The following is a 1626-nucleotide window of genomic DNA, read 5'->3' as shown; positions in this document are numbered from 1 at the left end:
ACAGCTTATGCCCTGAGAGCTTTTTTTACTTAACTTCCAACTTTTCAAACATCCTCTTAAAGTGTTTCGTATACATGGAATAGCATTAACTAAAAACACTGCAATATTAGCTGCAATGATTTATATCTTTATAAGAAGAACTTAAGCATTTCTTATATATCAAGCAATACTAGTAACTAACGCTGGAACATTAGCAACTAACAATTATAACTGAGATACTAATGCTTAAGCATTACTTATAAATAATCCAGCATTAGCTACAAACATTTAAACCTTAACAGCTATTGTTTGAATTTAAGGAATAGCTGTTTGATAGTTAGTAATTATTGCTTAAGCCGCTTCAGTTTACAGCGAATCCACAGAGTATTTTGGCAGATCTGACAGTGCGATCGCTTATTTATATCCAGAATAGATAATTCCTTCTTCAACTATTACTCTATACTTTTGCACTAACCCGCCGTTGAAAAATAATCATTTCATTACCCACAACCGGATTCCGCGCTACTAGCCTATCTTGAGAGTCAACAACTTCTAGATGACTAAAATCCAGTTCTTGAGAGCGTTGTAAGATATCGGCTGCCAGCTTATCTTGTTGAGATTGGGTGAGAGTGTACCAATCGTCACTAATTTTGACAGTTAAGTTACTAGTACGAAAATTGGCTTGAATTGATTTTATAAGACCAGAGGCAATGCGATCGCTAATTTCTGCTACTTGATTTTCGATGGCGGCAATTAAGGTTTGTTCCGGTGTCAATTGCAAAATTGGCGTTGGCGTTGGTGTCGGTGTGGGTTCCGGTGTTGGTATTGGTTCCGGTGTTGGTGTTGGTTCTGGTTCCGGTTCCACAGGAGGAACTTCTGCTTCTGGCGACGGAGTGATTTCTTCTTGTGGTTGAGGTTCTGGCGTTACTGACTCTGGTGGAGTAGTTATTGTTGGCGTGGGTGTTGGTGCAGGAACTTCCTCAACCGGGGGAACTGTTGCTACCTCAACAGGTTTATTCGTGAAAACGCTCGTAGTTGTCCAAACTAGAATTACAGCAATGCTAGCAATAATCCCTGTAAAAGCTGTATCTGACAACTTTGCAGACAAATTTGCTGGTAAAAAAGCACGGATTTTAGCTAGCAATTCACCCCAAAAACCAGGAGTTTCTTCAGTTCCTGGTGGTGGTGCTGTTTCTAGTTTCACCACCGTAGTCTCTAAAATCCTAATTGTCCCTCTCAGAAATTGGATAATAGTAGACTTCCAAATTGGCTGGTCTCTCTGGTTGGGTTTTTGAGGAGGTTGTGAATTCTGATTGCCTTGCGACATGGAAATTTCACCAAGAGCAACAAATCAAAGATAAATCAAGTGAAGGATTCAGACCTGCCACTAATTGATTCCGCACTAAATCTTAGCGTCTACGAGTACCTAATACCATTTCACCTTAATAATGATACAAATACGCGCTTCAGGGTTTAGCATTGCTCATTGGTGTCAACTTAACTTCTCTGGCTTACCCAAAAGACCGCCCACAGGCTGTAAGCCTGGGGCTAACGTTACAAGAGCTTACCTGCGTGGGCTAAATTTTCTTAGCCCACGCAGGTGGGCTTTGTTCAATTAGCCGCACCCTTCCAGGGTGACGGCGGTTC

The 1626-nt window shown here is 41.1% G+C and carries 1 protein-coding gene; it reads right to left on the bottom strand.

The features are described 5' to 3' along the window. Window positions 1–436: 436 nt before the first annotated feature. The gene (locus BV372_RS22095) at window positions 437–1306 is read right to left on the bottom strand and encodes a hypothetical protein (protein WP_086688647.1); all 870 of its coding nucleotides are present in this window, start codon (window positions 1304–1306) and stop codon (window positions 437–439) included. Window positions 1307–1626 lie beyond the last annotated feature (320 nt).

Origin of the sequence: Nostoc sp. T09, from assembly GCF_002154695.1 — a bacterium.
Classification (GTDB): domain Bacteria; phylum Cyanobacteriota; class Cyanobacteriia; order Cyanobacteriales; family Nostocaceae; genus Aulosira.
The sequence above is the reverse complement of the archived record's forward strand: the minus strand, read 5'-3'. Positions and strand labels throughout refer to the sequence as shown.